The organism is Luteibacter sp. P4_D7_3 (assembly GCF_056401735.1).
The window spans coordinates 1-21,824 of record NZ_JBFUIT010000036.1 but is presented as its reverse complement, the minus strand read 5'-3'; the positions used below and the strand labels follow the sequence as shown (position 1 = coordinate 21,824).

At 64.7% G+C, this 21,824-nt stretch carries 22 protein-coding genes; 16 read left to right on the top strand and 6 right to left on the bottom strand.

Translation table 11 applies throughout. The annotated features are described in order from the left end of the window. Positions 1-1,353: lysozyme inhibitor LprI family protein (locus AC1DSN_RS06065; RefSeq protein ID WP_477329943.1), on the top strand; the 1,353-nt coding region annotated here is incomplete at its 5' end. A 14-nt stretch (positions 1,354-1,367) separates the two neighbouring features. Next, on the top strand, positions 1,368-1,868 hold the full coding sequence (locus tag AC1DSN_RS06060) for a PH domain-containing protein (protein WP_477295201.1): 501 nt from the start codon (positions 1,368-1,370) through the stop codon (positions 1,866-1,868). A gap of 75 nt (positions 1,869-1,943) precedes the next feature. Here AC1DSN_RS06060 and cycA read toward each other — a convergent pair whose 3' ends face one another. The 3 genes from cycA to AC1DSN_RS06045 form a co-directional block, all read right to left on the bottom strand. After that, positions 1,944-3,320 (bottom strand): D-serine/D-alanine/glycine transporter, encoded by a 1,377-nt coding sequence (gene cycA / locus AC1DSN_RS06055; protein WP_477329945.1) that lies wholly within the window; start codon positions 3,318-3,320, stop codon positions 1,944-1,946. Between the two features lie 162 nt (positions 3,321-3,482). Further along, the gene (locus AC1DSN_RS06050; protein ID WP_477329941.1) at positions 3,483-4,907 is read right to left on the bottom strand and encodes a hypothetical protein; all 1,425 of its coding nucleotides are present in this window, start codon (positions 4,905-4,907) and stop codon (positions 3,483-3,485) included. 230 nt (positions 4,908-5,137) lie between these two features. Further along, complete coding sequence (locus tag AC1DSN_RS06045) at positions 5,138-6,199, bottom strand: aldo/keto reductase (RefSeq protein WP_477329939.1); 1,062 nt, start codon at positions 6,197-6,199, stop codon at positions 5,138-5,140. 110 nt (positions 6,200-6,309) lie between these two features. Here AC1DSN_RS06045 and AC1DSN_RS06040 point away from each other — a divergent pair, with 110 nt between their 5' ends. From AC1DSN_RS06040 to AC1DSN_RS06030, 3 genes are all read left to right on the top strand, one after another. After that, positions 6,310-7,233: a LysR family transcriptional regulator gene (locus AC1DSN_RS06040; protein WP_477329937.1), complete on the top strand. Its 924-nt coding sequence runs from the start codon at positions 6,310-6,312 to the stop codon at positions 7,231-7,233. Next, the gene (locus AC1DSN_RS06035) at positions 7,230-7,613 is read left to right on the top strand and encodes a nuclear transport factor 2 family protein (protein WP_477294065.1); all 384 of its coding nucleotides are present in this window, start codon (positions 7,230-7,232) and stop codon (positions 7,611-7,613) included. The genes AC1DSN_RS06040 and AC1DSN_RS06035 overlap by 4 nt, the downstream gene beginning before the upstream one ends. Before the next feature lie 77 nt (positions 7,614-7,690). Then, positions 7,691-8,452 (top strand): tetratricopeptide repeat protein, encoded by a 762-nt coding sequence (locus tag AC1DSN_RS06030; protein ID WP_477294064.1) that lies wholly within the window; start codon positions 7,691-7,693, stop codon positions 8,450-8,452. Positions 8,453-8,487: 35 nt separating this feature from the next. On the opposite strand, the gene AC1DSN_RS06025 is transcribed toward AC1DSN_RS06030, so the two are convergent. Beyond that, complete coding sequence (locus AC1DSN_RS06025) at positions 8,488-8,841, bottom strand: response regulator (RefSeq protein ID WP_213949531.1); 354 nt, start codon at positions 8,839-8,841, stop codon at positions 8,488-8,490. A 149-nt stretch (positions 8,842-8,990) separates the two neighbouring features. On the opposite strand from AC1DSN_RS06025, the gene AC1DSN_RS06020 reads away from it, so the two are divergent. From AC1DSN_RS06020 to AC1DSN_RS05995, 6 genes are read left to right on the top strand one after another with little or no spacing between them, the layout of a single operon-like run. Next, complete coding sequence (locus AC1DSN_RS06020) at positions 8,991-9,848, top strand: STAS domain-containing protein (RefSeq protein WP_477294062.1); 858 nt, start codon at positions 8,991-8,993, stop codon at positions 9,846-9,848. Continuing rightward, positions 9,848-10,210: an STAS domain-containing protein gene (locus tag AC1DSN_RS06015; RefSeq protein WP_063573796.1), complete on the top strand. Its 363-nt coding sequence runs from the start codon at positions 9,848-9,850 to the stop codon at positions 10,208-10,210. Before AC1DSN_RS06020 ends, AC1DSN_RS06015 begins: the two co-directional genes overlap by 1 nt. Then, positions 10,207-10,611, top strand: a complete 405-nt coding sequence (locus AC1DSN_RS06010) for an anti-sigma regulatory factor (protein ID WP_213949532.1) — start codon at positions 10,207-10,209, stop codon at positions 10,609-10,611. The genes AC1DSN_RS06015 and AC1DSN_RS06010 overlap by 4 nt, the downstream gene beginning before the upstream one ends. Continuing rightward, the gene (locus tag AC1DSN_RS06005; RefSeq protein WP_477294059.1) at positions 10,602-11,615 is read left to right on the top strand and encodes an ATP-binding protein; all 1,014 of its coding nucleotides are present in this window, start codon (positions 10,602-10,604) and stop codon (positions 11,613-11,615) included. The genes AC1DSN_RS06010 and AC1DSN_RS06005 overlap by 10 nt, the downstream gene beginning before the upstream one ends. Next, positions 11,612-12,463, top strand: a complete 852-nt coding sequence (locus AC1DSN_RS06000) for a sensor histidine kinase (RefSeq protein WP_213949534.1) — start codon at positions 11,612-11,614, stop codon at positions 12,461-12,463. Before AC1DSN_RS06005 ends, AC1DSN_RS06000 begins: the two co-directional genes overlap by 4 nt. After that, the gene (locus tag AC1DSN_RS05995) at positions 12,450-14,384 is read left to right on the top strand and encodes a response regulator (protein ID WP_477294056.1); all 1,935 of its coding nucleotides are present in this window, start codon (positions 12,450-12,452) and stop codon (positions 14,382-14,384) included. Before AC1DSN_RS06000 ends, AC1DSN_RS05995 begins: the two co-directional genes overlap by 14 nt. 34 nt (positions 14,385-14,418) lie before the next feature. Here AC1DSN_RS05995 and AC1DSN_RS05990 read toward each other — a convergent pair whose 3' ends face one another. Next, the gene (locus AC1DSN_RS05990; RefSeq protein WP_477294054.1) at positions 14,419-15,426 is read right to left on the bottom strand and encodes a zinc-binding alcohol dehydrogenase family protein; all 1,008 of its coding nucleotides are present in this window, start codon (positions 15,424-15,426) and stop codon (positions 14,419-14,421) included. A 178-nt stretch (positions 15,427-15,604) separates the two neighbouring features. On the opposite strand from AC1DSN_RS05990, the gene AC1DSN_RS05985 reads away from it, so the two are divergent. The 5 genes from AC1DSN_RS05985 (at position 15,605) to AC1DSN_RS05965 (ending at position 21,473) form a co-directional block, all read left to right on the top strand. After that, a complete protein-coding gene (locus AC1DSN_RS05985) occupies positions 15,605-16,846 on the top strand; it encodes a tetratricopeptide repeat protein (RefSeq protein WP_063570632.1) in 1,242 nt (413 codons plus the stop codon). Between the two features lie 141 nt (positions 16,847-16,987). After that, positions 16,988-19,624, top strand: coding sequence for a M1 family metallopeptidase (locus tag AC1DSN_RS05980; protein WP_477329935.1), 2,637 nt, complete (start codon positions 16,988-16,990; stop codon positions 19,622-19,624). 357 nt (positions 19,625-19,981) lie between these two features. Beyond that, a complete protein-coding gene (locus AC1DSN_RS05975; protein WP_477294048.1) occupies positions 19,982-20,380 on the top strand; it encodes a type II toxin-antitoxin system RelE/ParE family toxin in 399 nt (132 codons plus the stop codon). A 43-nt stretch (positions 20,381-20,423) separates the two neighbouring features. Then, positions 20,424-20,651: a helix-turn-helix domain-containing protein gene (locus tag AC1DSN_RS05970; RefSeq protein WP_231873837.1), complete on the top strand. Its 228-nt coding sequence runs from the start codon at positions 20,424-20,426 to the stop codon at positions 20,649-20,651. 42 nt (positions 20,652-20,693) lie between these two features. Next, complete coding sequence (locus tag AC1DSN_RS05965; protein WP_477294046.1) at positions 20,694-21,473, top strand: glutaminyl-peptide cyclotransferase; 780 nt, start codon at positions 20,694-20,696, stop codon at positions 21,471-21,473. Between the two features lie 49 nt (positions 21,474-21,522). Here AC1DSN_RS05965 and AC1DSN_RS05960 read toward each other — a convergent pair. Next, positions 21,523-21,824 (bottom strand): hypothetical protein (locus AC1DSN_RS05960; protein ID WP_477329933.1); only part of this gene is annotated, 302 nt, incomplete at its 5' end.

The window sequence follows — 21,824 nt, the reverse complement described above, 5'->3', positions numbered from 1 at the left end:
GACGAAGGATCGCCTGTGTTCAAGAAGTTACGAGTTGCCAGCGTCGCATGGCTCCTTGTCGCGCCGCTGGTAGCCCATGCCGCCGGCTTCGACTGCGCCAAGGCGCGCACGCCCAGCGAGAAGGCCGTCTGCGCCTCGCCGAAACTCTCGGCGCTGGACGGCAAGCTGGCCGATGCCTTCCTCACGGCACTGAAGAATCACCCCGACAAGGCGGATGCCCTCAAGCTGGACCAACGTCACTGGCTGGCCAGTCGCGACGACTCGGCGTGGACGTACCTCAGCGGCGACCTCGGCAAGCAGCTGCCAGACTTCCTGGCCGGGCAGTACAAGCAGCGCATCGACTTCCTGGCGGGGCTTGACGCCGGCAAGCCAAAGGCGCCGCTCACGGTCGTTTCGGATGCGCTGCCGAAGCTGCCATCAGGCTCCCGTGACATCCTCAATGACCTGAAGACGCAGGGCGCCCCGATCGCGCTGGCTGAAGAGGTGGAAATGAAGGACGTATCCGCCTTCCCTTATCAGGCGGACAACGCGCTGAAGAAGGCCATCACCGAGCTCGAAGAGAACCTCACCAACCGCGTCCTCGCCGGCGCGCCCTTCAGCTCCGTGTACACGATGGGTGGCACCGCGCATTGCCTCACCGAGGCGCCGTACCGCATCGATGGGAAGAAAGCGTTCGCCATCGACGGGCCACCGGTCTGGGGGGACGATTGCATGACGGACCACCTCGTCGCGAAGCTGGGCGACGACTATGCCGCGATGAACGTCGATATCGGCGATCCCAACCAGCAGTCCATCGAAGCCAGTCGCTGGGCGGGCAAAGGCTTCGGATCGGCAGAGGATCTGATCCTGCGTTTCGACCACGCATTGAAGCTCGATAGCTCGGCGTGTGCACCGAAGCAGTCGCCGTGCGACGAGTTTGGTACGGCGGCCATGACTTATGTAGCGAAGTACGACCGCAATCCGCAGGGCGGTACGCTGGATCGTGCACTGAAGGGTACTGAGAAAGCGGCCTATGACGCCGCGGTCGCGCGTGCAAAGGCGCCGGGCGGCATCGCCTCGAAGGGAGACGCACCGACGCTTCCGGACTTCGGTAGCGACGGTCTCGCCGTGGGTTCGATGACCGGCTACGACAGCGAAGCAACGATGTTTCCGTTCACCTTCCGCGGCGAGACACTGCTCGGCTATATCGGCCACGGCCATGTTGGCTGGCGCGCCAACGACGACTGGATGGTTTCGGCGTGGCGGTTGAAGAACGGCGAGCTCGAGGCGGTCGCTTCCGCCTACGTGAACGTGGTGCGCGGTAGCCTGCTGTTGTCGGCACCCGTGCCGGCACCGCCGCCTGTGACGCATTGACCGGGATGTTTGGTATGTCGACGTTTTCCACAAGCATGTCGCCTCACGTCCGTTGGCTGGGACTGACGACGGTGGCGATTCTTGTCGTCGCCCTGGTCATCCTGTTCGGGCGCGATGCGGGGCAATCGGCCGGCCCGTACCTGGGCGGCGTGCTCGTGCTGATTCTCGGTGGGACCTACCTGGTTTCCACGCGCGAGTACGAGATTTCCAACGGCCGGCTGGTCGTGCAGAAGGTGCTGGGTTGCAAGTCGTTCGAGCTGCGCGGCGCGTCGGTAAGCCGCGACGCCCTCGCGTTCCAGGGCATGACGCGCGTGTTCGGGAACGGCGGCTTCTTCGCCTTCGACGGACTGTTCTATTCACGCCGGATTGGCTTCGTGCGCAGCTATGCGCGCAATCGCGATAACGGCGTGGTCGTGGTGCTGGCCGGCGGGAGCAAGCTGGTCCTGTCGCCGGACCAGCCCGATGCCTTCATCACCGCGGCGCTGGCGCAGGGAGCTGTCCTCTCCGCGCCCTGATGGTTCGCTCTCGCACTGCCGCGGGATCGCCGATGAATCGGCTCCTACAAAATCAGGCCGCACGCGCCGATCACGTTACGCGCGACGGCGGCGCAACGCGTAGCCGATTCCCAGGATGGCAAACCATACCGGGCTCGCGATGAGTGCCTTGCGCGTATCGTCTTCCAATGCCAGCAGTACCAGCACGAAGGCGAAGAAAACCAGACAGACCCAGCACATGAACACGCCGCCGGGCATCTTGTAGCTCGACACCGCATGCAGTTCGGGACGCTTGCGCCGATACGCGATGTACGCGGCGAGGATGAGCGACCAGACGAACATGAAGAGGATGGCGGCCAGCGTCGTTACCAGCGTGAACGCGGTGACGAGGTCGGGAATGACGTACACCAGCGTGGCGCCGCCGAGCAGGCAGATGCACGAGAACAGCAGGCCGCGCGAGGGTACCGCCGCCTTCGACAGGCGCTTGAACGCGGACGGCGCGTGGTCTTCTTCGGCGAGGCCGTACAGCATGCGGCTGGTGGAGAAGATGCCGCTGTTCGCGGACGAGGTGGCCGAGGTGAGCACCACGAAGTTGATCAGGCTCGCCGCCGCCGGAATGCCGGCCAGCACGAACAGCTCGACGAACGGGCTCTTGCCCGGCAGGACCTCGCGCCACGGGGTCACCGACATGATGACGACCAGGGCCAGAACGTAGAACAGGATGATGCGCACGGGGATCGAGTTGATCGCCTTGGGCAGGTTGCGCTCCGGATCGGCCGTTTCGGCGGCCGTGGTGCCGACCAGCTCGATGCCGACGAAGGCGAACACGGCAATCTGGAAGCCGGCGAAGAATCCGCCGAGGCCGGTCGGGAACATGCCGCCGTCATTCCACAGGTTGCTCAGGGAGGCCACGTGGCCGTTCGGCGAATGGAAGCTCCAGGCCACCATGCCGAAGCCGCAGACGATGAGCGCGCAGATGGCGATGATCTTGATCAGCGCGAACCAGAACTCCAGCTCGCCGAAGAGCTYGACCGTGGTGAGGTTGAGCACCAGCAGCAGGATCACGCAGAGCAGGGCGGGTATCCATGGCGCAAGGCCGGGAAACCAGAATTGCGCGTACGAGGAGATGGCGATCACGTCCGCGATGGCGGTGATGATCCAGCAGAACCAGTACGTCCACCCGCAGAAGAACCCGGCCCAGGGACCGAGCAGGTCGGTGGAGAAGTCGATGAACGACTTGTAGTCCAGGTTGGAGAGCAGCAGCTCGCCCATGGCGCGCATGACGAAGAACAGCATCACGCCGATGATCAGGTAAACGAAAAGGATGGACGGTCCAGCCAGGCTGATCGTCTTGCCCGAGCCCATGAACAGGCCGGTACCGATGGCGCCGCCGATGGCAATCAGCTGCAGGTGTCGGTTCGACAGGCTACGCCTGAGGTGCTGTTCGGGTGGCGATTCCTGCGGGTGCGACATCGGCGGCAGCTCGATCGGGACGGAAGAACGGAACATACGGGGGTGGCCGTCATCCGGCAAGGCTAGCGACCGCGTCGCTCGCCCGGTAGGAGCTGATTCGTCGGCGATCCCGCGGCAGCGGGCCAGTTCGATGCAAGCACCCGTTCGCCGATGAATCGGCTCCTACATGGCGGCGGTGTTGCACTGGCTTGGTGGTTTGGCGAAAACATGCTGTTGCTGCCAGCCGTAGTCGTAGGCGACGGTACCGATGCTGAAGCAGGGGCCGAGCGCATCACGTGGCAGCTGCAGCAGCTCGCCATCGACGATGTAGCGCTGGTAGAGCGGCGCGATGTCGCCGCCACCTTCGGCGGCGACGGCAGCGATCAAGGTTGGACCCGGGTCCCGGGTGGCGCTCATCGTGGCCGGTTCGGCGTCCATCCTGCGGAGCGCATCCGCCAGGTCCTTTCGGCCCTGGGTCGCCCCTTTCATTCGCGCATCGACCAGCCAGGCGAAGAGCTCGCCACGCGCGGCGGGCAGGCTTTGCATCTCGCGAATACGGTCGTAGTCCTCGACTACCCGCGCGTTCGACACGCGCCGGAGGGGCGATCCACCGTACGCGCCGAGCGTTCGATCTACGTGCTGGGCGAACGTGACGTCGTCGAGCATGCCCTCTGCACGAAGCACACTGGCCACGCGATAGGCGTTGAAGCCCTGGGTAAACCACGCGTTGGACGTGTCTGCCGCAGGGTCATTCGCCGCCGCCAGACTGCGCAGTACCTCGAACAGCCAGCCTCGCGCAGGATCCTCGTGAGAAAGAAACACCGTTGCTGATGACCCGCCGGCGCTGCTGCCCTGGCCTCCGCCTGCATTGAAAGTCGTCAGGTTCACCGTCAGTTGCGTGGAGCCGTTGTCGCTGTGGGTGCCATGGAGGTTTGCACTGCTGCGCAATGCACTCAACAAGGAGGCCATCTGCGTGGCGATCGCGTCAGTTTCTTGCTGGCGAGTGCCGATGGAACTGATGCGCAATGTGGTCGTTCCGATCGGACGCGTGGTCGAGTAGAGGTCACGCGAAGCCAGGATGGACGTATACGCAAGGTCTCCTGTGGTCAGCGTGTCGTTTGCCAGGGCCGTGGAGGCACGCCAACCAGAGGGCAATGCGATCGTTGCGGTTGCCTCCCGCGTCGCGGGACCTCTCGGAATGGCAAGGAAGATCGCGCCATACGAGAACACCGCGCCGTTAGGGCGCATGACCTTTTCCCAGGCCACCCAGTCGGGAGCGGAGATGGGCTCGGGCGTCGGGGTTCGCCACGCAAGCACGATGTCCGTGCCGGGTGTGGCTGTTACCCGCCAGCGGCCGGCCACTGAGGTGTCGAGTTGGCCGCTCTCAGCATGCACCTCGGCCGGAGGTTGCTTCGGTGGATCGAAGTCGACGGTGCCATCGTCGCCGGTGCGCACGCTAGCCCGGACGGTGATGCCTCCGACGGTGTTTTCTTTCACGTCGAGGCCGATGTCGTAATGCACCGGGGGTGGTTCGTTCGCGTGGGCGAGTGCTGTCATGCCGCCTGTTGCGATCAGAAAAACCCACACCCGCTTCGATATGCCTGCCATAGCCGCTCCTTGTGGTCGGGGGCGGTGTTGCAAGCGGCGGGCCAAGGGAGAGTCGTTGGCAAGGCCGGATCTCGCCAACCATGGGTGTGTCCGCGGACGTATGCCGTGGACACCCCGGACGCGCATCCCCTTGCTCGGTAGGAGCCGATTTATCGGCGATCCCGCGGCAGCGGGCAACGTTACCGCGAGCACCCGTTCGCCGATGAATCGGCTCCTACAGAAGAACGCACCTATACGCGGGTGACGTTGGCGCCGCCCCGGACGGTGTCGTGTACGCGCGGCAGGAACGAGTGCGGGAAGATCGGGCTGATGGCGCTGGCTTCGTCGAGTTTGCGGATCTGTTCGTCGGTGAAGGTGACTTCCAGGGCGGCGAGGTTTTCTTCGAACTGTGCGGCGGTGCGTGCGCCGAGGATCGGGATGATCGTCGGGGCTTGCTTCGCGAGCAGCCAGGCGATGGCGGTCTGCGCCGGGGTATGCCCCACGTCTTCCGCGACAGCTTTCAGTGCATCGACGATGTCGAGGTTGTGTTCGCTCAGCGAACCCATGCCGGCGGCAACAGCGGCACGACCACCGTTGAACATGTCGCCACCCTTATGCTTTTCGACGTCCGCCCGCGAGTACTTGCCCGACAGCACGCCGCTGCCCAGCGGCGACCACGCCAGCACGCCGAGGCCGAGTTCCTGTGCCATCGGCAGGAGGTCGTGCTCCACCGTGCGCTCGATGAGGCTGTGCTCGATCTGCAGCGCGACCAGCGGCGCCCAGCCGCGGAGGTCGGCCAGTGTCTGCATGCGGGCGATCTGCCACGCCGGGGTATCGGAGATGCCGGCGTAGACGATCTTGCCGCTGYGGACGAGGTCGTCGAACGCGCGCATGATTTCGTCGACCGGCACCAGGCCATCCCACACGTGCAGGTAGTAGAGGTCGATGTAGTCGGTGTCGAGGCGGCGCAGGCTGTCTTCGACCGCCCGAACCATGTTGCGGCGATGGTTGCCGGAGGCATTGGCGTTGGTGGGGTCGGTCGTCAGCGAGTACTTGGTCGCGATCACCGCGTGGTCGCGGCGGCCGGCGAGGAACTTGCCAAGCAGGGTTTCCGATGTGCCGCCGGTATAGAAGTTGGCGGTGTCGATGAAATTGCCGCCGCGTTCCATGTAGGTGTCGAGCATGGTGCGGGACTCGGTTTCGCCGGCACCCCAGCCCCATTCCTCGCCGAAGGTCATCGTGCCCAGCGAGACGGGGCTGACGCGCAGGCCGGAGCGGCCGAGGGTGATGTAGTCGTTGAGGCGCTTGCTCATGGGGCGTACTCCGTGGAGGTATGCCGCCAACGATAGTCGCGCGATTGCCCCTGGATAAACGGGCTATCAGGTGATAGGCTTTGAAGCACTGCTTCATAATGGACGCTGCGATGCCGCCCGAGCTGCTGCCCGCGATTTCCGCCTTTGCCCGTGTCGCTCACCACGAGAGCTTTACGCGCGCGGCCCGGGAACTGGGTGTGTCGCCCTCGGCCCTCTCACAGACCGTCCGCACGCTGGAGGGCCGTCTGGGTGTGCGCCTGCTCGACCGCACCACCCGACGGGTCGGCGTGACCGAGATCGGGCGCCGGTTCCTGACCGAGGCGCAGACCGGCCTGACCGCCATTGCCCGGGCCGTGGATGCCGTGGACGAGTCGCGTGAGGCGCCCGCCGGCGTGTTGCGCATCAACCTGTCGCGCGTGGTGGCGGACCTCGTGGTCATGCCTCACCTTGGCCAGTTCATGGACACCTATCCGGACGTGGTCGTGGAGCTGCACTGCGACAACCGCTTCAAGGACCTCATCGCGGGCAGCTTCGACGCAGGCTTTCGCCTGGGCGAAAGCCTGGCTAACGATGTGGTCGCCGTGCCCATCGGCGGGCCGCACCGGCTGGCGAGCTTCGCCTCGGCGGCCTATCTGGCCCGTCACGGCGTGCCGCGCACGCCGGCCGACCTGCTTGCCCATCGTTGCGCGTGCATTCGCCTGGACCAGGAGCGCAGCCTGATGCGCTGGGATTTCGAGCAGGACGGCCGCCTCATCGAGGTCGAGGCCACGCCGTCGATGATCAGTAACGATGCCGACCTGCTGATCGAGGGAGCCCGGCAGGGCGTCGGCATCGGTTGCCACTTCGAGGAGCTGGTCCGGACCGACCTCGACAGCGGCCGGCTGCTGCCCGTGCTGGAAGCCTTCTGGCCGACGTTCAGCGCTTTCCATCTGTACTATCCCAGCCGTGTGCACGTGCCGCGCAAGCTGCGCGTGTTCATCGACTTTTTCCGCGAACGCCACGTTTCGACACCACCCAGGAATCCGCGACCATGATCGACGCCGCACGCCACGCTCTCATCGATGCCTATATCGACGCGTACAACCACTTCGACATCGATCGCATGCTGGCCCTGGTCACGGACGACGTGCGCTTCGAGCACCACACCGGCGACGAACTGAGTGTGGCGACCAACGGCAAGGCCGAGTTGGAAAAGCTGGCCCGCGTGGGCGCGGCGTTGTTCGCCTCGCGCCATCAGAAGCTGTTGAAGATGCACGAGGAAGGCACCGTCGTTATCGCGACGATCGAATTCCACGGTGAGATCGCCGAGGACATCCCCGATGGTCCGGGTGCCGGCAGCATCATCGAGATGCAGGGCACCTCGGAATTCGGTTTCCACAGCGGCAAGATCAACCGCATCATCGATCGCGGATGAGCCGTGATTTCTTGCTGAAAGCCTGCCGACAGGTGCGTTTCCCAAGCTTTGCCTCATCGAAAATGAGGGTGCCTGCGATGTTCACGGTCTGGAAGCGCGCCGCGGTTGCGTGTGTGGTGGTGTCGCTTGCCGCGTGTGCGGCAGCGCTGCCTCCGAGGGAGACGCCGCAGTCGGAGAAGCCGGTCAAGTTGAATTCCGACGACAAGGAAGTGGGCGACGGCATCAGCATGATCAAGGCCGGGAAGCCGCAGGCGGCGATCGACGGCCCCCTGGCGGATGTCGTGACCCGGCTGGAGAAGCAATACGCGAACAGCCCCGACCAGATCTATTCCGCTCGCGGACCGGCGCTGACCCTGGACTATGCGGCCCTCGCGACCGGTGACAAGAAACACCCGGCAACCGGCAAGCGCGTACTCAACATCGGCCCGGCCTGGGCGATGGCGTATTGGGCGCGCGGGTATGCCTATGGCGACCTCGGCCGCTTTCCGGAAGCCGATGTCGAATTGAACAAGGCGCTGCAGTTATCGCCGAAGGATTCGCAGTTCCTGGGCGAGCTGGCGTTCGTGAACCAGCGCCAGGGTCGCTACGACGACTCGTACAAGCTCTATCGTGCGGCGATCCGGAACATCGATCTCATGGATACCTGGCAGGACGCCGAGAAGAACGATTTCCTGTGCCGGGCGCATACCGGGCAGGGATTCGATCTGCTGCAGCTGAAGCGTTACGACGACGCAATGAAAGCCTACCAGGCCTGCCTGAAACTGAAGCCTGACGACGCCAAGGCCAAGGCTGGGTTGGATGAGGTTCGCGGGGTCAAGGTTGCGGTGGGCGCGAAGTAGGGCTGCCGCAAGTACCCATCGCCCCGCGACAATCCTCAGGCAGCCACGTCCCGAAGCGCGGCCAACAACGCCTTCCGGTCATACGGCTTGGCCAGGTAACCCATGCTCGCCTGCAGCCACGCATGCTGCTCCTTGGCCTCGCCCGACGTCACCAGCACGTTCATGTCGGCGTGACGTGTGGCGAGCTCCTGCCCGGAAATCCCTCCCGGCATGCGCACGTCGGTGAACAGTACGTCGGCCTTGCCGGTTTCGAGCCAGCGTTCCGCTTCATCGCCGCTCGAGGCGGTGTGCACGGTCATGCCCGCGTCCTCGAGGATCATCGCGGAGATCTCGCGGATGGCGGGATCATCCTCGACAAGGAGAACGAAGAGCGGTTTATCTTGGGTCATGGAAGGGCACTTCACGAGGTAATCGATGATGTTATCGGCGACGCAAATAACGGGTTCGGTGTGAACCCGGCGTCAACGGACCCGGTATGCCGTGTGCTATTCCCTTGCTAACGGCTGGGCCGCATCATACGTGCTTTAAGGGGATGACCATGACAGCACTCAGCCAGCAGACGATCGACGCCACCCGCAAGAACGAGAGCCAGCTGCTGGCCAGCTGGCAAGCCAACCTCGACGCGAGCGGTGCCTCGCGCGATTCCCGCATCAACCACGCCGAATTCGAGACACAGACGCGTGATTTCCTGCGCCTGCTGCTGGCCGGCACCAACAACGGCGACAGCGCCAACATCGCCGCCAGCGAATGGTCGGACGTTCGCGCATTCCTCGACGGTCTCTCGCGCAGCCGCGCGCTGCAGGGTTTCGACTCGCACACCACGGCCAACTTCATCTTCTCGCTGAAACGCCCGCTGTTCGAACTCGTCCACACACAGTACGCAAGCAACCCGGCCGAGCTCGGCGGTCAGCTCTGGGCAGTGACCGAACTCCTCGACGCGCTGGGCATGTACACCGTCCGCGCCTTCCAGAAGTCGCGCGAGGAAGTCATTGCCCGCCAGCAGGAAGAACTTCTCGAGCTTTCGACGCCCGTGGTGAAGCTGTGGGACGGCGTGCTGGCGCTGCCGATGATCGGCACGCTGGATTCGCAGCGCACCCAGGTCGTCATGGAGTCGCTGCTTCAGCGCATCGTGGAAACCGGCGCGGAAATCGCCATCATCGACATCACCGGCGTGCCCACGGTCGATACCCTCGTCGCACAGCACCTGCTCAAGACGGTGACGGCCATCCGCCTCATGGGTGCCGACGCCATCATCAGCGGCGTGCGTCCGCAGATCGCGCAGACCATCGTGCACCTGGGTCTGGACCTGCAGGGCATCGTGACCAAGGCAAACCTCGCCGATGCGCTGGCGCTCGCGTTGAAGCGCGCAGGTCTTACCGTCACCAAGGCGACCTGATGGAACGCATCCCCATCTTGCGCATGGGCGACTTCCTGCTGGTCACCATCCAGGTGGACATGCACGACGAACTCGCCATGACGCTGCAGGACGACCTCTCCGACCGGATCAGCAAGACGTCGGCGCGCGGTGTGCTCATCGACATCTCCGCGCTGGACATGGTCGACTCGTTTATCGGTCGCATGATCGGCACCATTTCCGGCCTGTCGCGAATCATGGATGCACAGACCGTGGTGGTCGGCATGCAGCCAGCCGTCGCGATCACGCTTGTCGAACTCGGCCTGACGCTTCCTGGCGTGATCACCGCTCTGAACGTGGAGCGCGGCATGAGCCTCCTGCGTGAACGCGTGCAGTCGGAATGAACGTTCTCAGAAGCGGCACTCAGGCGGTTCGCATCGAACAGGACGTGGTGCTGGCAAGACAGACCGCGCGCAAGCTCGCGGTGGAAGCGGGCCTGCGTCTGGTCGACCAGACCAAGCTGGTGACCGCGGCCAGCGAACTGGCGCGCAACACCGTGGTCTACGGCCGCGGTGGCGACATGGATTGGGAAATCCTCGAAGAAGAGCGTCGCAAGGGACTGCGGTTGACCTTTCGCGACCAGGGCCCGGGTATTGCGGACATGAAGCTGGCAATGACCGATGGCTGGACCTCGGGCGGCGGCCTCGGCCTCGGCCTTACCGGCGCGAAGCGCCTGGTAGACGACTTTTCCGTGGAAAGTGCGCCTGGGCAAGGTACCCGGGTCATGATCTGCAAATGGACGTGACCTTTGCCGGAGAACCCACGGTGGTGCTCCGCGTAGAAGACAGCAGCCAGATCGGGCATGCGCGCCGGGTGGCAGTGAGTGAAGCCACGCGGGCGGGTTTCGACGAGACGGACGCGGCCCGCGTGGCACTCGTGGCCACCGAGCTGGCTACCAACATATTCAAGCACGCGCGAACCGGCGAGATTCATGTCGCCGTCGTTCCCGGCGTGGGAACGTGTGGCGTGGAACTCATCGCCGTGGATCGCGGCCCCGGATTCAACCTTGCCGACTGCCTGCGGGACGGCTTTTCGACGGGCGGAACACGAGGAGAAGGGCTGGGCGCGGTCAAGCGCGTAGCCGACGTGCTCGACATGTATGCCGACCAGCGGGGTTCGGTCCTGTTGGCACGCCTGTACCCGAAGGGCTTCTCCCGCGCCGATGTGCGCTTCGGGGCGAGCCACCATCCACTGCATACCGAGGCCGTGAGTGGCGACGGCTGGGCGATGAGCCTGGGTGACGGGGCCATCTCGGCGATGGTCGTCGACGGGCTTGGGCACGGGCCGTTGGCGCATGCCGCCGCACGAGCGGGCACGGACGCCTGGCTCACCGAGGCGCGCAGCGAACCGGTCACGGCGCTTGCCGCGATGGATGCCGCGATGCATGGCACGCGCGGCGGCGCCGTGGCGGTAGCTCGCTACGACCGCAGGACCGATACGCTTCGCTTCACCGGTCTGGGTAATATCGCCGGTAGCCTGCACGACCTGGAGGGCACGCGCGGCCTTGCGTCGCATCCGGGTATTGTCGGCACACGGGCGCGACCCCGGCAGCCGTTCGACTTCTCGCCGGTGCAGGGCCGTTTGCTTATCCTGCACAGCGACGGGCTGCAGTCGCGCTGGAACCTGCGTGACTATCCTGGCCTGGTGACCCGTCACCCAGCCGTGGTGACCGCCTTGCTGCATCGGGACTTCTCGCGTGGCCGCGATGATTCGGCCGTGCTTGCGATCCGCCTGGAGACTTCCGTATGAGTGGCCCCGACGACATCGACAGCCTTCGCGCCCAGAACGACGCCTTGCGCGCGGAACTGGACGAAACGAACCAGGGCGTACTCGCGCTGTACGCGGAGCTGGACAACCAGGCCGAGCAGCTTCGACAGGCCTCGGAACTGAAGAGCCGGTTCCTCTCCTATATGAGTCACGAGTTCCGCACGCCGCTGGGTTCCATCCTGAGCATCACGCGGCTGCTCGATGACGAACTGGACGGCCCACTGACCACGGAACAGCACAAGCAGCTGGCCTTCGTCAGCGGCGCCGCGCGCGACCTCAGCGACATGGTCGACGACCTGCTCGACCTGGCCAAGATCGAGGCCGGTCGGATCACCATTTCGCCGGCCTGGTTCGAGTTGATGGATCTGTTCACCGCGCTACGCGGCATGTTTCGTCCGATCGTGGATGGCACCGAAGCAGACCTGATCTTCGAAGCGCCGGAGGGCATGCCGCGCCTGTATACCGATGACAAGAAACTTTCCCAGATCCTGCGCAACTTCATTTCCAACGCACTGAAGTTCACGCCGCGTGGCGAAGTGCGTGTCTCCGCCGGCATGGAAGGCCCCGACCACGTACGCTTTGCCGTGAGTGATACCGGCATAGGCATTCCCGAAGAATTGCAGGGCGTGCTGTTCGAGGATTTTGCCCAGGTCGACTCGCCGCTGCAGAAACGCCTGCGCGGCACGGGCCTCGGTCTGTCGCTATGCCGGCAGTTCGCACACCTGCTGGGTGGCGAAGTTGGCCTGGAGAGCAAGGCGGGCGTGGGCTCCGTGTTCCATGTCGTGCTGCCGTTGAAGGTGGCCGAAGATGCCCTCGATGCCGCCGAATAACCGACTGCTTATCGTCGACGATAACGCGGCCACGCGTTATGCCATGCGTCGCACCGTGGAGCGTCACGGCTATACCGTGCTGGAGGCGGGTACCGGATCGGAAGGACTCGACATGATCGCCGCGAATGACTTCGCCGGCCTCATCCTCGACGTGAACCTGCCGGACATGACCGGCTTCGACATCGTGCGAAAACTGCGCGATTCGCCGGAGACGCAGCTCCTTCCGGTGATCCATGTGTCGGCCGCCTCGATCGAAACCGGTGACATGATCACGGGCCTCGACAACGGCGCGGATGCGTACCTGATCCACCCGGTCGATCCGGACGTGTTGCTGGCGACCATCCGCACCCTGTTGCGCGTGCGTGAAACCGAAGACGCGCTGCGCGAGTCCGAAGCGCGCTTCCGCGAGATATTCATCAATATTGCCGCACCCATCGGCGTGGTCGACGGCCATCTCAAGGTCATCGAGGCCAACGACGCGTTTCGTCGGCTGGCCGGCGACGCGGGCTGCGACGATTCACTGGATGGCTGCTTCATCGCCGGCCAGGACGAGCTGCTCGGCGAGATGCGGCAGACCCTCGCGACACGGCAGCGCTGGCGCGGTGATCTGTCCATGCACAGTGCGCTGGGCGTGCGCGAGACGGAGTGGCGGGTCACGCCCTACCGCGACGACGCAGGGCTGGTCTTCATCGACGATGTCACCGAACAACGCCTGCGCGAGCGATCGCAGCTGGAACAGATCGACACGGCGACCACGCAGCTGGCGATCGAGATCGCCGAGCGCGAGCGCAGCGAGTCTCAGCTGTTGCAGGCGCAGAAGATGGACGCGCTGGGCAAGCTCACCGGTGGTATCGCGCACGACTTCAACAACCTGCTTACCAGCATCATTACCGGTATCGACCTGATCAATCGCTCGGTGGAAGCGGGCAAGACTCAGGGCGTGCAGCGTTTCGCCGACGCCGCGCTCGGCTCGGCGCGACGTGCTTCGGCACTTACCCACCGCCTGCTTGCCTTCGCGCGCCAACAGCCGCTGGATGCCCAGGCCACCGACGTCAACGACCGTGTGCGTTCGCTCGAAGACATGCTGCGCCGGACGATCGGCGAGCACATCTCGCTGGCGCTCGAACTCGGTGCGTCGCCCGCCATCGCCAGCGTCGACGCGAACCAGCTGGAAAATGCGGTGATCAACCTGGTCATCAACGCGCGTGACGCGATGGATGGCCAGGGCGAGATCCGGGTCACCACGGCGCAGGTGCGGATTGAACGTGATGCCCAGCTCGCCGACGGCGAGTACGTGGTCCTTACGGTGGTCGATAACGGCGGGGGCATCGCGCCGGAGATTCTCGAGAAGGTGTTCGAGCCGTTCTTCACCACCAAACCGCTCGGTCAGGGCACGGGCCTGGGCCTGTCGATGATCTACGGCTTTGCCCGGCAGTCGGGCGGCCACGCGCGCATCGTCAGCACGGTGGGTGAGGGCACCGCCGTGTCCCTGCTGTTGCCGGTCGGCCAGGGCGAAGTGGTTCCCCTCATGCAGCGCACGGCCCCAATCAGCGGCGGCAACGGCGAGCGCATCCTGATCGTCGAGGACACGGACTCCTTACGCATGATGGCCGAGGAAATCCTGGTCCGTGCCGGCTATGAATGCATTGCCACGGGCGACATCGACCACGCCCTGCGCGTGCTGCGTGGCGATGAGGGTCTCGACCTGTTGCTGACCGACGTCGGCATGCCCGGCATGAACGGCCGGGACCTGGCTGAAGTGGCGCGTGCCTGGCGTCCGACCTTGCCGGTGCTGTTCATGACCGGCTATGCCGAGAACGCCCTGCAGCGCTCGCGCTTTCTCGGCACCCGCATGGACATGATCACCAAGCCCTTCGAGATCGAAGGCTTGCTGGCCAGTGTCCACGCTATGTTCGACTAGGCAGCAACGCCAGAAGGGCCGCCAAATCGCGGGACTACCAGCCGGCAAGGACCAGCTTGCCCCGGGCCTTGTGGCTCTGGACGAGCTGATAGGCGCGACGCAGATTGGTAGCGTCGATCTTGCCGACGTTCTCGCCGAGCGTGGTACGCAGCGTGCCGTCGTCAATCAATGCCGCGACGCGAGCGAGCAGTTCGTGCTGGCGAATCATGTCCGGCGTTTCGAACATGGAACGGGTGAACATCGACTCCCAGTGCAGTGAAATCGCCTTCTTCTTGAGCTTCATGGCATCGAGCGTGGCGGGGTCGTCGATGATCCCGAACTGGCCCTGCGGCTTGAGGATGTCGACGATCTGCTCGTAGTAGTCGGCGGTGTGCGTGAGACCCGCCACGTGGTCGACGTGGGTGACGCCGAGTGCGGCGAGCTGAGCAGCGAGCGGCTTGCTATGGTCGATCACGTGATGCGCACCGAGGTCGCGCACCCAGCGTGAGGTCTCTTCGCGCGAGGCCGTGCCGATGACGTTGAGGCGTGTGAGCTTGCGGGCCAGCTGGACCAGGATGGAGCCGACGCCACCACCGGCGCCGATGATCAGCAGGGTCTCGCCTTCGCCGCCGCCTTCGGGCACGCGCAGCCGGTCGAACAGCAGTTCCCACGCCGTGATGGCGGTGAGTGGGAGGGCGGCCGCATGGGCATCGTCGAGGCTGGCCGGCTTGTGTCCGACGATGCGCTCGTCGACCAGCTGGAACTCGGCGTTGCTGCCGGGCCGGACGATGGAGCCGGCGTAGAACACCTCGTCGCCCTTCCTGAAGAGGCTGACCTCGCTGCCCACCTCGGCAACCGTACCGACGGCGTCGAAGCCCAGGATGCGCGGCTCGGTCACCGGCACGCCGGCCCGGAGCTTGGTATCGACGGGGTTTACGGACACGGCGCGGACGGCGACGAGCAGGTCGCGCGGACCGGGCTTCGGCTTCGGCAAGTCGATCTCGACCAGGGCGTTGGCGTCGTCGAGGGGCAGGCCGTGCTGGGTGTAGACGATGGCTTTCATGGGGTTCTCCGTTGGGCAGGGGCTTATGGTCCGCCCTGGGGGCCCCGGGAAAAACCGTCGGAACGCGTGATCAGTTTCATCGCCAGAGGGAAAATAACCTGCCCAAAAAGCCGATATCTTCCGGCCGCTTATCCCCCTATGATGCGCGCACGATCGGCAGGCGGTTCAGGGGAACGGGATGTCGGAAGCGAAGACAGGCACGCTGCTGGGCGACCGTCGGTTCGCCGCGGAAATGGATGCACTGCAGCGGTTCGGCTCCCTCGAACGGGACGCCCAGCTCGGCGACGTGCAGGCACAATTCCGCGTGGCCACCATGTATTTCGAAGGTGAACACATCACCCAGGACCGCTCGCGGTCCGTGCACTGGTTTCGCCGCGCGGCGGAACAGGGCCACCTGGAAAGCCAGTGCCGCCTCGCCTCGCACTATGCCGAGGGCATGGGCGTACCGCGGGATCCCTTCGAGGCTGCCGGTTGGTTCCGCCGTGCGGCGGAGGCCGGTTTTCCCGACGCGCAGTGCGCACTCGGCACGCTCTATGCCCGCGGCAACGGCGTCAATGCGGACCGTGCTCAAGCGCTGCACTGGTGGGGTCTGGCCGCCGACCAGGGTCACGTCCAGGCGTGCGTGAATCTCGGCGTATCCCATTATTTCGGTCGCGGCGTGCCACGCGATGCCGAGCTTGCCTTCGCCTTCTACAGCAAGGCGGTGGAGCGCGGGCACCCCGAAGCACGGGGTTTCAGCGACGCGTTGTGCAGCCTCGGCCACATGTATGTCGACGGCATCGGCGTGACCCGCGATGCCGCCATGGGTGCGCATCACTTCCGCCGCGCGGCTGAGCTGGGTAACAGCATCGCCCAGTTCACCCTCGGCAAGATGTACCTGGAAGCCAGCGATCTTCCCGGCGATCGCGAGCAGGCCCGGTTGTGGCTGGGTCGCGCGGCCGCCCAGGGCGACAGTGAAGCGAAGCAGCGAATGACCGAGCTGGACGCCGAGGCCGCGGAGACTCCCGCCGGGACGGAACGCATCAGCCAGATCGGCCCGCAGGATGCCCCTGCCCAGTTCCTCCTCGGCCAGCGCCTGGCCTCGGGCGACGGTGTCGCTCGCAACGAACCGGAGGCTGTTCGATGGCTGGCCCTGGCCGCCGATCGCGGTCACGTGCCGGCTCAGTACGCCCTGGCACAGATGATCGATCATGGGCGCGGCGTGCCGCGTAACCTCGAGGAGGTGGTGCGTCTGTACCGGTCCGCCGCTGGCGGCGGACATGCCGACGCCCAGTTCGAGCTCGGCCTGCTTCACGAGCGCGGCGAAGGCGTGCCGCGCAACGCTGCCATTGCCCGCGCCTGGTACCGCAAGGCGGCCAAGCGCGGCCACCTGAAGGCCATGCGCCGGCTGGAGAAGCCCGCCTGGTGGAAGTTCTGGTAGCGGCGCAGCCAGAGCAGTACCCGCAAGATCCTGCGACCATGACTTCCGGCGCTTCTCCGGCCTCCACCGGTGCCCCAGCATCAGGGTAATCGACTCCGCCGGAGCTGCCGGCAGGGCGACGCACCCCCTGGGATCTCCATCATGCGTACACCTCTCGTCTCCGCGATTGCCTTCGCGCTCGCCGGCCTGACCACCGCGGCGTTTGCCGCCCCGGCCGCCGACACCAGCGATCAGCTCGCCACCACCCAGCTTCCGCGCGGCGTCCGTCCGACGCATTACGACGTCTCCGTCGTACCGCATGCCGACAAGCTGGCGTTCGAAGGCAAGGTCGCGATCGCCGTGGACGTGCTGGATTCGACCTCGTCCATCACGCTCAACGCAGAAGACATGACGTTCGCCAACGTCACGCTCACGCCGGTCAAGGGCAAGGTGAAGTTCGCTGCACCGAAGGTGGCCATCGACGCCGCCGCGCAGACGGTGACGTTCACCTTCGACCACGCGATTCCGGCCGGTAGCTATCGCCTGGCGATGGATTACACGGGCAAGATCGGCACGCAGGCCAACGGCCTGTTCGCCATCGACTATGACACCAAGAGCGACGGCAAGAAGCGCGCGCTCTACACGCAGTTCGAGAATTCCGACGCGCGCCGCTTTATCCCCTCGTGGGACGAGCCGGCGTACAAGGCTACCTTCACCGTCGATGCGACCGTGCCCGCCGCCGATATGGCGGTGAACAACATGCCCGTCGCGTCGAGCAAGGATCTCGGCAACGGCCTGAAGAAGGTGACCTTCGCGCAGACGCCGAAGATGTCGACCTACCTGCTTTTCTTCGGCGTGGGTGAGTTCGACCGCGCCACCACGATGTCCGATGGCGTCGAGATCGGCGTGATCACCCAGAAGGGACTGACCTCGCAGGCCCAGTTCACGCTGGACACGGGCAAGGACGTGATGAAGGAATACAACGCGTATTTCGGCGTGCCGTATCCGTTGCCGAAGCTGGACAACATCGCGTCGCCGGGCCAGAGCCAGTTCTTCGCGGCGATGGAAAACTGGGGCGCCATCTACACCTTCGAATACGCGCTGCTGCTCGATCCGTCGATTTCAACGCAGGCCGATAAGCAGGAAGTCTTCAACACCGCCGCGCACGAAATGGCGCACCAGTGGTTCGGTGACCTCGTGACCATGCGCTGGTGGGACGAMCTCTGGCTCAACGAAGGCTTCGCCTCGTGGCTGGCGTCGCGCACCACCGAGCGCCTGCATCCGGAATGGCACACGAACCTCTACGCGATCGCCACGCGCGAGGGCGCGATGTCCCGCGACGCCGTCGCGACCACGCATCCGGTGGTGCAGAAGATCGACACGGTGGAGCAGGCCAGCCAGGCGTTCGATGAGATCACCTACGAAAAGGGCGAGTCCGTCATCCGTATGCTCGAGGCCTATGTGGGTCCGGATGCATGGCAGAAGGGCGTGCAGGCCTACATCAAGGCGCACGCCTATTCGAACACCGTGTCGAACGATCTCTGGAAGGAAATCGATAAGGCGGCTGGCAAGCCGGTGAGCACCATCGCGCACGACTTCACGCTTCAGCCGGGCATTCCGCTGGTGCGCGTGGAATCGGCGACGTGCACGAATGGTTCGACCACGCTGAAGCTGGCGCAGGGTGAGTTCACTCGCGACCGCCCCGACAAGCAGGCGATTGCCTGGCACGTGCCGGTGATTGCGAAGACGATTGGCGGCGCGGCGACGACCACCCTGCTCGAGAACGGTTCGGGCACGATCACCGTGGCCGGTTGCGCTCCTGTCGTCGTCAACGCCGGCCAGACCGGTTACTTCCGCACGCTGTATCAGCCGGCGCAGGTGAAGGCGTTGACCGGCAACTTTGCCAAGCTCGAGCCGATCGATCAGCTCGGTGTTTTCGCTGACGTGTGGTCGCTGGGCATGGCGGGCCTCGAGCCGGCGTCGGATGTGCTCGACCTCATCAAGGTCGCGCCGCTGGATGCGCCGCCGCAGTTGTGGGACAGCATTGCGGGGGACTTCAACGCCCTCGACGCCTATTACCACGGAGACACGAAGCGCCAGGCCGTGCTGCGCAAGTACGCCATCGCGCGTTTGTCGCCGAAGTTCGCTCAGGTCGGTTGGGAAGCGAAGGCAGGCGAAGAGGCACCGGTCGCGATCCTGCGCTCGTCCCTCATCGCCACGCTTGGCATCCTCGGCGATACCAAAGTCATTGCCGAGGCACGTCATCGCTACGAGACCGACACGATGCCGGCCGAACTGCGCAAGGTGATCCTCAGCGTCGTCGCCGAGCATGCTGACGTGGCCACCTGGGACAAGATGCACGAGGCGGCCAAGGCGGAGAAGTCCCCGCTGGTGAAGGACCGCCTGTACGGCTTGCTCGCGCAGACCGAAGACGAATCCCTGGCCAAGCGTGCACTCGACCTCGCGCTGACCGGTGAAGCCGGCGAGACCAACAGCGCCGCACTGATCTCGGGTGTCTCCCGTCGCCATCCGGAACTGGCCTTCGACTTCGCCGTGGCGCACAAGGACAAGGTCGACAGCTTCGTCGACTCGACCTCTGCCTCGCGCTACTACCCGCGCCTCGCCTCCGGCTCGCTCGAACTGTCCACGATCGACAAGCTGCAGGCCTTCGCCGAGAAGAGCATCGCCCCGACCTCGCGTCGTGATGCCGAGACCGCGGTGACCACCATCCGCTACCGCAACATGGTGCGCACGCAGCGCCTGCCGGCGGTCGACGCCTGGTTGAAAAAGAACGGTTGATAGATCGCTTTGAGTGACCGAACCGCCGGCCTTCTTGCCGGCGGTTTTTTTATGCGTAAGCGGCTAGCTGCTGCGCAGCTCATGTCCCAGCGGCTCCTCCGCAAATCCCATCTCGCCGCAACAGCTCGGCGCTGGATCGGTAGGAGCCGATTCATCGGCGAAGGGTGCTCGCGACTCGCTACGGGTCCGTCCAAGATTCGCTCGCTTTACGCCGCATTCGACCCGATGCATTCCTACACATGAAAGCGTAAATCGCCGTCACGCGCTATCGGCTGACCCGCCTTACCGCTCAATGGGCCGGCACCTAAAGTGGAGAAACATGCCCGCTACGGGCATACTCACAAGGACGGGCTGGACATGAGGGTCCTCAAGCGAAGGGACTTTGCGCGATGGCAGGCACGGGAACGTCTTCCTGATGCCGCGTTGTGCAAAGCGGTGCAGGAGATGGAAGGCGGCCTTGTTGATGCGGAGCTTGGCGGCTGTCTTTTTAAGAAAAGAGTGGCACGTCAGGGCACTGGCAAGAGTGGTGGTTACCGCACGCTGCTGGCAGCTAGCATCGGACGCCGCCACGTGTTTCTGCACGGCTTCGCCAAGCATGCGGTAGCAAACATTTCGGACGATGAGCGTAGGCATCTGCAGTTTGAAGGGAAGATTCTTCTACGCCTATCCGCTGAGGACGTGTCGCGGGCCGTGGAAGACGGCAAATTAATGGAGATTTATTGTGGCGAGCAAGATCATCGAATCAGTGCGGAGTGACATGGCTGCATTTCACAGGCTTGGAATAGTCGATAAGGTGACGATGCGTGAGTTTGACGCCATCTGTCCTCCGCCCGTGCGTGCTTTCAGTGCCGATGACATCAGGGGATTGCGCGACAAGCTCAATTTCAGCCAGCCCATATTCGCACTTCATCTGCACACATCCACGTCTACCGTACGTAAGTGGGAACAGGGCGACACACGTCCCACCGGCCCCGCGCTCAAGCTGCTCAATATCCTCGCTGACAAGGGGTTGCGTGCAATCGTGTAACCGCGCTTACACTGCCGCCTACCGAACGCTGGACCCTTCGCAATGAATCACCCCATCGCCCGCAAAACCTTGTGGGCCTGCCTGACCATCGCCCTGGTCCCAGCTGCCTGCGCCCAAGCCGACAACATCCCCGTCCACCCCTACCGCATCATCCACACCTATCCCCACGACCCCACCGCCTTCACCGAAGGCCTCTTCTACGAAGACGGCTTCTTCTACGAAAGCACCGGCGAATTCGAAGGGGCGGGCGTGCGCAAGGTGAAGCTGGAAACCGGCGAAGTGGTCCAGCGCCGCGACACGCCAGCAGGCTATTTCGGTGAAGGCATCATCGCTTCGAACCAGCGCATCCTGCAGCTCTCCTGGCAGCAGGGCGTCGGCTTCATCTACGACAAGGCCACGTTCAAGCTCATCGACCAGATTCGCTATCCGGGCGAAGGCTGGGCGATGACGCGCGATGCCGACCACATCTACATGAGCGACGGCACGCCGGTCATCCGCATCCTCGATCCGCAGACCTTCGCGCAGACCGGTTCGATCAGCGTGACGGCGAATGGCGTGCCGTTGCAGCAGATCAACGAGCTGGAGTGGGTGAAGGGGAAGATTTACGCCAACGTGTGGCAGACGCCGCGGATTGCGCAGATCGATCCGAAGACGGGGCACGTGGTGGGGTGGATCGATATGACGAAGCTGGTGGAGGCGCAGACGGTGGGCGACCCTGCCAACGATGTTCTGAATGGGATCGCGTACGACGCGGCGCACGATCGCCTGTTCGTTACCGGGAAGCGGTGGAAGGCGGTTTACGAGGTGAGGGTGGGGCGGTAGTTGTTTCGTGGGCGGAGAGCATCGCCGCTGAAGCGGCTCCCACAGAAAGCTAAGCCAGGCAGGCGGCGGTCAGGGCATCGCGGAAGCAGGGGGCGTCTACGAGCTTGGCGGCGAGGGTGCCTTTGAAGGCGTCGCCGAGGCCGCAGGAGCCGGCGCGGTAGACGTCGGCGCTGTCGCCGTGGCGGTCGGTGCCGTGGGAGACCAGGCAGGTCTTGTCGAGCGAGACGACGACGGTGCCGGCGCAGAGGCGGCTGGCCAGGGCGTTGATGGTGGTGTCGTCCATGCCCGTTACCGTGCTGGCGGTGATGTCGATGGAGAGGAAGCGGCCGCAGCAGCGTGCGAACTCGTGCA